The 8,588-nt window shown below is 36.8% G+C and carries 9 protein-coding genes; 7 read left to right on the plus strand and 2 right to left on the minus strand.

Annotation, left to right across the window (positions count from 1 at the left end; translation table 11 throughout):
- From tatB to WBM70_RS07800, 5 genes are read left to right on the plus strand one after another with little or no spacing between them, the layout of a single operon-like run.
- Positions 1–492, plus strand: coding sequence for a Sec-independent protein translocase protein TatB (tatB, locus tag WBM70_RS07780; RefSeq protein WP_424557935.1), 492 nt, complete (start codon positions 1–3; stop codon positions 490–492).
- Entirely contained in the window at positions 492–1,292 is an 801-nt protein-coding gene (tatC, locus tag WBM70_RS07785) for a twin-arginine translocase subunit TatC (protein ID WP_424557936.1), read from the plus strand. The genes tatB and tatC overlap by 1 nt, the downstream gene beginning before the upstream one ends.
- Positions 1,293–1,300: 8 nt before the next feature.
- Positions 1,301–2,338 carry a tRNA preQ1(34) S-adenosylmethionine ribosyltransferase-isomerase QueA gene (gene queA / locus WBM70_RS07790; protein ID WP_424557937.1) on the plus strand — a complete coding sequence of 346 codons (1,038 nt, stop codon included), beginning with the start codon at positions 1,301–1,303 and terminating at the stop codon, positions 2,336–2,338.
- Positions 2,339–2,350: 12 nt separating this feature from the next.
- Complete coding sequence (locus WBM70_RS07795; protein ID WP_424557938.1) at positions 2,351–2,983, plus strand: C40 family peptidase; 633 nt, start codon at positions 2,351–2,353, stop codon at positions 2,981–2,983.
- A gap of 7 nt (positions 2,984–2,990) precedes the next feature.
- Positions 2,991–3,869: an NlpC/P60 family protein gene (locus tag WBM70_RS07800; protein WP_424557939.1), complete on the plus strand. Its 879-nt coding sequence runs from the start codon at positions 2,991–2,993 to the stop codon at positions 3,867–3,869.
- Between the two features lie 27 nt (positions 3,870–3,896).
- Here WBM70_RS07800 and WBM70_RS07805 read toward each other — a convergent pair whose 3' ends face one another.
- The gene (locus WBM70_RS07805) at positions 3,897–6,068 is read right to left on the minus strand and encodes a response regulator (protein ID WP_424557940.1); all 2,172 of its coding nucleotides are present in this window, start codon (positions 6,066–6,068) and stop codon (positions 3,897–3,899) included.
- A gap of 205 nt (positions 6,069–6,273) precedes the next feature.
- Here WBM70_RS07805 and ruvX point away from each other — a divergent pair, with 205 nt between their 5' ends.
- Entirely contained in the window at positions 6,274–6,660 is a 387-nt protein-coding gene (ruvX, locus tag WBM70_RS07810; protein WP_424557941.1) for a Holliday junction resolvase RuvX, read from the plus strand.
- Positions 6,661–6,662: 2 nt separating this feature from the next.
- Here the strand turns inward: ruvX and WBM70_RS07815 are convergent, their stop codons facing one another.
- Complete coding sequence (locus WBM70_RS07815; protein ID WP_424557942.1) at positions 6,663–7,751, minus strand: glycoside hydrolase family 3 protein; 1,089 nt, start codon at positions 7,749–7,751, stop codon at positions 6,663–6,665.
- A 461-nt stretch (positions 7,752–8,212) separates the two neighbouring features.
- On the opposite strand from WBM70_RS07815, the gene WBM70_RS07820 reads away from it, so the two are divergent.
- Positions 8,213–8,588 (plus strand): TlpA family protein disulfide reductase (locus WBM70_RS07820; protein WP_424557943.1); only part of this gene is annotated, 376 nt, incomplete at its 3' end.

Raw genomic sequence — 8,588 nt, forward strand, 5'->3', positions numbered from 1 at the left:
ATGTTTGGCATCGGATTTACCGAGTTACTTCTTATTTCTATCATTGCTATACTCTTTTTGGGGCCAGATAAGTTACCTTCAGCGATGATAGAGATCGCGAAATTTATCAAAAGCGTTAAAAAGACCGTAGGTGAAGCAAAACATTCCCTTGAAGAAGAGATGAAGATCGCAGATCTCAAAGAAGAAGCACTCAGCTATAAAAAACAACTTGATGATGCGACCAATGAACTCAAGAACTTTAAAAATATAGACTTTGATGATTTTGATGATGTGACCTATGATGAAGAAATTTCAAAAAAATCATCTAAATCCCTTGCAAAAGCCTCGATGTCAGACGACTCGGTGAAAGATAAAGAGTCAGCTGAAGAAGACGTTGTTGCAACGCAGATAGAGGCAAAGAATGAAACGGTGACATTCAAAAAAACACCAAAAAAGAAAAAGAAAAAAGAAGCAGCTGATGAAACTACAGACAGCCCGAAAGATGATGCATAATGTTTAGTGAACTTAGACCCCATCTCGTTGAATTACGAAAAAGACTTGGACTTTCCGTTCTCTCCGTATTTATTGCATTTATCGTTGCATTTGTCTTTCATGAGACCATACTAGAATGGGTCACTGCACCTCTCAACGAAGCGTTGGCAGAAGTCGCACACCTTTCAAAAAAAGCTGCTGACGGGATGGTAACCACACACCAGGTGGGTGGTGCATTTTTCGTAGCACTTAAAGTATCATTTTTTGCAGCTCTCTTGGGGGCATTACCATTTATACTCTATCAACTCTGGCTCTTTATCGCACCTGGTTTGTACAGTAATGAGAAAAAAATGGTACTTCCTTTTGTGATTGGTGGATCCATTATGTTCCTTGTGGGTGTACTATTTGCTTACTATGTCGTTACACCATTTGGATTTCAGTTCCTCATTACTTTTGGTTCTTTCCTCTATACGCCACTGATCAACATTGAAGATTATGTTGGCTTTTTTACAAAGATCATGATGGGCTTTGGTATAGCCTTCGAACTTCCGGTCTTTGCTTACTTCTTGGCACTTCTTGGATTGGTAACCGACCAGACACTCAAAGACTTTTTTAAATATGCTGTACTTATCATCTTTGTGCTTGCGGCATTACTTACACCACCAGATGTACTGACTCAGCTTCTTATGGCCGCACCACTGATACTTTTGTACGGTGCTTCTATATTTATTGTACGTGCTGTAAACCCTCATATAGAAGATGAGGATGAAGAGACAGAAGAAGACAGTGAAGAGAGCGAAACTTCTCCAAGTGATAAATAATCATTGAGATGAAAGAAGAACTGTTTACCAAAAATTATGACTATGAACTCCCAGAAGGGTTCATAGCCACTGCACCCGTACACCCTAGAGACCATGCCAAACTCCTGGTTTATGACAGAAAAACCGATACGGTTATCCATACCACCTTTCAGCACTTACTGAACTATCTTCCAAAAGAGTGCGATGTCTTTCTCAATGATACACGTGTCATCAAAGCCCGTATCTTTGGTCATAAAAAGGCTGTGAACAATCAAGGCGGAGGTAAAGTAGAACTTCTTTTTAACAAACCCCTGGATGCACACCGTTACCTTGTACTCATCCGGGGTAAAGTCAAGATAGGTATGGAACTTCTGTTTGATGATGAACTTGTGGCAACTGTGACTCGGTTTAATGAGGACGGTTCACGTATCGTCACTTTTACACACCATGGCAAAGAGATACGCTTTGAAGAGTTGGTCCTTGTTTTGGATGACATAGGACATATTCCCTTACCACCATACATGCAAAGAGAAGATAATGAAGAAGATGAGACAGACTATCAGACTCTCTTTGCCAAAAATGCAGGTGCAGTCGCTGCCCCTACTGCTTCACTCCATTTTACCCCTGAACTTTTTGCTGCATTGGAGGCAAGACACAAGACACATAAGGTCACATTGCACGTTGGAGCAGGAACCTTTAAGCCTGTAGAAGCTGAAGAGATCCTGGATCACCCTATGCACTCTGAATATTTTCACATTCCAAAATCATCTGCTGAAGTACTGGACAGCACAACTCCTCTTTTGGCTATAGGTACAACAGTGACAAGAACGATCGAATATTATGTTCGGACCCAAAAAACACAAGGAGAATGCGACCTCTTCCTGAACCCTTCCAACCCACCTCAGAGAGTCACCCATCTACTCACCAATTTTCATTTACCAAAAAGTACGCTTATTATGTTAGTCAGCGCTTTTATAGGAAGAGAAAAGACGTTATACTTATATAAAGAGGCCATAGAGAAAAAATATAGGTTTTTTTCTTATGGGGATGCAATGTTAATACTCTAGAAAGGTGTAGTCATGGCAGTGATCTGGAAATATATTTTTATACCTATATCAATCTTGTTTCTTTTTAGTGGATGTAAAGAGCCAAAACCCTACAACTACCCTAATTATGAAATTATCAAACCGGAAAAAACCTGTAATCCCAATAGAAAAAATATTCAAGATCTACTCGACTCTTATTTAGGAAAACCTTACGTATGGGCAGAAGAAGGTCCACATGCCTTTGACTGTTCAGGGCTTGTATATAACATCTACGGATCTATGGGAATGGACGTGCCTCGCGTCGCAAGAGAACAGGCAAAGATGGGTAAACATGTTCCTTTCAAAAACCTGCATTACGGTGACCTCATTTTCTTTGGTTCAACCAACAAAAGAAGTAAATATATCAACCATGTAGGTATCTATCTTGGAGAAGGCTGGTTTGCACATGCTAGCAGCAAAGAGAGAAAAGTAACCATAAGCCATTTTGATAAAGAACCAGTCTATACCAAACGTATGAAAATGTGTAAACGCTATCTTAGTGAAGATGAACGAGCCAAATACATGAATTGTGATGTGCCGCTCAAGCAGATGGGAGTCACGAGTTCACGTTATACTACACCTTGGCAGCCAGGGATGAAACTACCTAAAAAAGCAGTACCGAGCTAAAGGTATGATGAAAGTTAATTTTATAAGAGGCATCACTTATCTATCTTTAGCCTCTAGCTTGTTGTTACTTCTTACAGCATGTAAGCCTGATCCGTTTCCTAAAAATCCTAATTATGCTATAAAAAAACCTCTCATAAAGTATGAGCCAAATAAAAATAATCTTGACAAAATGGTAAAAGAACTTCAAGGACGTCCTTATGTATGGGCAGAGGAAGGACCCAATCAGTTTGACTGTTCTGGATTTACCTACTATCTGTACGGTAGTATGGGTATAGAGATACCTCGCGTGGCAAGAGAACAGGCAAAAAAGGGGAATGAGATAAAGATGCATGAGTTGATCTATGGTGACCTCATCTTCTTTGACACAGACAAAATCCCTAAAGGCAAAATAACACATGTGGGTATGTATCTTGGTAACGGATGGTTCACACATGCTAGTGCTAAAGAATATGAGATCGTCTATTCTAATCTAAACACATCTCCTTATTACAAAAAAAGAGTCCGTATCTGTCGAAGATATTTACCTGCAGGTCAAAAAAAGATTGTCATGAAAGATACACAAAAACCATGGAGAACAAAAAAAGAGATTCAATCCAAAGTATCTTCTGCTACAGCAGATACCACTGTTCCTAAGGTTACCAAAAAACATGGTCTGGGTAACTTTTTTGTGCAGGTCGGTTCATTTACCGGTAAACCAAAAGTTGCTTTACTTAATAAGATCACCAGAGCAGGTTATCATTATAAGCTCATTGAGTTTCCTATCAATGGCAAACAAATTTCAAAACTTCTTATCGGCCCGTATAGAAAAAGATCTGATGCAGTTGAACTTTTGGGGCATATTCAAAAACATATACATAAAGATGCTTTCATCGCAGAGATTCGATGATAGCATCTTCAAGTAGCAGAATATGTATCAGGCTGCTGCAACATATTGTTCAATAGAACGATTTAATGTTTGTAATTCAAATTTATACTTCTCATTATAATTCACAAGCAGATCATATTTCTTGTAAAGAATTTTGTTCAGTATCTCTGTCACTAAAGTATGCATATCCTCCGCACCGATAGTACCCGTCAATCCTCTCATATCTATACATAACATCTTGACCTGTTCATAACGATGTTCATGAATGAGCTTCGTAAAGATCTCATCACTTGTACCATACGCTGTATTAAACTCTTTGAGGACTTCCATATAGAGAGCTTCGCTATTGTTTGCATGCCTGATACCTTCCTTGATCTTGATTCCCTGATAAGTGATCTCTTTTTTGGGCTCAATTTCCTTTTCTTTTGCTGAAATGGTATCTGCATCAGAGAGATAGATGTTCAGTGCGGTATAGAGTTTACCTATATTGAGCGGTTTTGCCAAAAATGCATTAATTCCACTGTTAAACATTTTTTGAATTTCACTGTCAAGAACCAATGCTGTAAATGCTACAATAGGCAAAGCATCAAACTTGCTGTCAAGTCGTATCATCTGTGTAGCTGCATAGCCATCCATAATAGGCATATTAATGTCCATAAGTACAAGATCAAATTGTATTTCACCCTCTTTAACCAGGTCAACTGCTTCCTGACCATTATTTGCGACACTGATACTCATACCAGAATGGTGAAGCAAACTCATAAGTACTTTCTGATTGATAACGTTATCTTCTACGATAAGGATATTTTTTCCAGAAAAATCTTTAAAAGAGTGTTGTGTGACATCTTTTGTTTCAGTAATATGTTTTCTATGGGTTTGTATCTGTTTAGAGTCAGCCTTTTGTTCTTCTTCCTTATAAACCGGTACTTTAATGTCGTACATGTTCACGATCATTTCAAAAACACGTTCTTGATTAAGTGGTTTAAAAAGATGGGTATCAATCACTTCATTAACAAAATTATTTTTATTGGAGTGAAGCAAGGAATTCAGTGCAACAACTTTAAGCTCTTTTTCCAATTTAATTTTCTTGAGATACTCAACCAATCTGATAGTAAAGAGACTTTCATGTAAAACAACGATATCAAAAGTTGTCAAATTGGGGATATTCTTCATGAAATCATCTTGAGAAATTACCGTTACCTCATGTCTAAAATATGCGAACATTTTCTTCACAGCCAAAGCCGAATTATAATTAGTATCCACGATAAACACTTTTTTCTCTATCAAGACTTTTTCAGGTAGCCTATATTTTCTCTGATTTGACTTTTCTACCACATTAAAAGGTAAAGAAAGTATAAATGTAGTGCCTTTATCTTCTATACTCTGCACGGTAAGTTTTCCATCCATCATATTGACCAGTTCATGAGCAACAAAAAGTCCAAGTCCCACAAAACTGCCACTATCATCGTCATAATAAGGTATAAATAGTTCTTCTAGTGTATCACTGTCAAGACCACTACCTGTATCAGAAAGTTGAAACTGTAACTCAACTTGCTTGTCATAGGTATCAAACATCGATATCTCTAGTCTTACCTCATCTAGATCTACCTGCTCCAGCATATACTCAAGGATACTTTTTAGGGTTTGTCCTAAATGCAATGAATCTCCGACTAATCGACGCGGTACATTTTTATCTATATCAAAAATAAGTTCGATCTCACTCCCTGAAAATTGGGAGCAGATAGAACCGGACAACTCATTCAATACGTTATTGATATTAAATTCTTCGTTAAGGATTTCTACTTTTTTTGACTTTAACCTGAGGAAATCCAAAAGATCATTCGTGACATCTAACAGTCTGCTCTCAACATTGGCTAAGATCTTCTCTTTATGTCTGAAAGATTTGGATGTTTTATCTAAAACTTGATGGTTTTTTTGAAGTGCTTGTTTTGCCATATCATGAATATTTTCACTCATATTGGTCAGTAAAAGATTTTGATTTTTTTCCATCTCTAACTGCTTGTCCAATATAGACCGATGTAGATGTTGCATCTTATGTGTCTGTTGTGAGGTGATAAATAAGATGGCTATTCCGACTATCCCCAAAGCAAAAAGAGCGATCCATATCCAGAAAGTTTCTATATCTGTAGCTATACTTGTTTGTGCAAACCCTATACTACTTAGGCCTATGATGGCCGTACTTATTTTGTTAAAATGCATACGATATTACCTTATGTTAGTAATTTAATATTCTCCATGCTGACATTTCCCTTCTACAATTCTAGCAAAGGATTTTATTTTTTTACTTATTTAGAAGTATAATATTTTATTTTAGGTCCAACCCTGGCGATACTTCATTTTTTTATGCAGGATGCTATAGCAGTCATATACTAAAAGATGCTAAAAATTTGGGTACAATTTTACTATGAAATTAGCAAGTATAGATGTAGGACTTAAACGTATTGGTGTGGCGATCTGTCTCGATGGAAATATTGTCATACCTCAAAATGCCATCCTGAGAAAGAACCGCAATCAAGCTGCAAGAGATGTAAACGCTTTTTTGGAAGAGTGGGAGATAGAGAAACTGATCGTGGGATTACCTAAAGATGCTGAGAGTTCTGAAGAGATGGAAAGACGCATTAAACATTTTGTTTCACTTCTTGATCTTGGCATAGAAGTAGTCTATCAAGATGAACAAAGTTCAAGTATTGAAGCCAAAGAACTTACCATGGGTGTTTTTAAACATAAAAAAGATGGTAAGGTCGATTCCATTGCTGCAAAGATCATCTTAGAACGATGGCTTGATCAATAAGATCAGAGTTTTTTCTTTAAATTCTGAATTCTCTTATATGCTTTGTCAATAGTTTCCTCTGTTACCTCTCCACTCTTGACCAATGAAACTATGGTCTCAACCAATTTCTTGGTACTGACTGTTTTTTTAGGATCAAGCTGATTACCTATAAGCAAGATATCTACCCCCGCATTGATAGCCAATTCAAGTGTATTTTTTAATCCATACTTTTGGCTTATCGCACCCATCTGAAGGTCATCAGTAATGACGACTCCATGATAATCCAATTTCCATCGTAACAGCTTCGTCACTGTCTTATAGGAGAGACTTGCAGGGTATTTTGCATCTATCTTTTTATTAAAAACATGAGCGACCATCACTGTATCTGCTTTATCTTTTAAAAGTCTATAAGGTTCTAACTCGACTTTTTGCCAAAGATCTGTAACATCCACAAATCCTTTATGCGTATCCCCAACAGAAGAGCCGTGACCTGGGAAGTGTTTGATAGAGGTAAGTACACCATTACTATGCATCGCATCAATGAAAGTACTGGCATAATTTGCTACCATCTTAGGATCTTTACCAAAAGAGCGTCCTAGTCCATGGATCACATGGTTTTTCATATTGATATCTAGATCTACCACGGGTGCTAGATCATAATTGATCCCCACACTTTTGAGTTCTTTACTCATTTTTGTATAGGTCTCTTTTATTTTACTTTGATCCATTTTGATCACATCCGAAGCTTTAGGGAACTTACCATAAAAACCATATTTACTTTTAAGTCTTTGAACCTTGCCTCCCTCTTGATCTACAGCAATCAGTAATTTACCATCCTCACTACATGCCTGTAGCTGTTTAGTTAAAGTGGCTAACTGTTTTTTAGTAGCGATATTCTTCGGTTTATTTTTATCCACCGGATTATAATCAAATAAAATGACCGCACCGACATGATATCGTTGTATATCTTTACAAATTTGGCTCCCTTTGGGTGCCTCTGTCCCATGAAAACCCACCATAAACATTTGACCTATTCTTTTTTCCAGTGCATGCTCCTGTGCCGATAGAGCTGTAAGTGAAAGCATCACCGATAATAAAACTTTTTTTAGCATAAAAATCTTCCTTCATATAGTCTTTGTATTATAGTGTAACTACTCTTTATTTGCATACGGTTAACCTTCGCACATTACACTACCACTACAAGAGCATCTGGGGCTTCTAAAATATCCCCTCCCTTTTTCAAAATATTTTAGAACTCCTTTTAAAACATTTTCCTCCTTTAGTCCCAAAGATGCTCTTTGAAAATGTTTCAGATTATTTTTTAAGTATAATTATTTCTTTTATTAATAATCAGTTAACCTTATACTATTATAATTATTTTATAAGAGCATCAAGTGAATAGATCTCGTCTCCCTTTTATTTTAAATTGAGATCTATTTCATCATTCTTTTTCCCTCCCTTTTACTTCCTATGATGCTCTTTGAAAAAATCTTTTACATAATTCAAAACAATTACACGATTTTTACATCTTCATAGTGTATAATTAAAAAATTATATGATAAAGGTATCTTCTATGAAAAAACTATTTACAGCAGCACTTCTACTTGTTTCACTCTTTACTTATACACAAGCAGCTCAAGATGAAAAACCATTGGCACAAATGACTATGACCGATATTAAAGGGAAAACCTATAATGTTACAGGTACAGAGCAAGGGTTAACTATAGAAGGCCTTGAAGGAAAAGTGGTTTTTTTAGAATTTTTTGGACACAAATGTCCTCCATGTTTGGCTTCCATTCCACATTTGACCCATTTACAAAAGAAACATAAAGACAAACTTGCCATCGTAGCTATCGAAGTTCAGGGATATAATAACAAGCAGGTGAAGGAATTTGCAAAAGAACATAAAATGAACTACACTGTAGTATCAGAAGAGAAAGCATCTGAAC

This window comes from Sulfurovum sp. (genome assembly GCF_049668085.1).
Lineage (GTDB): Bacteria > Campylobacterota > Campylobacteria > Campylobacterales > Sulfurovaceae > Sulfurovum.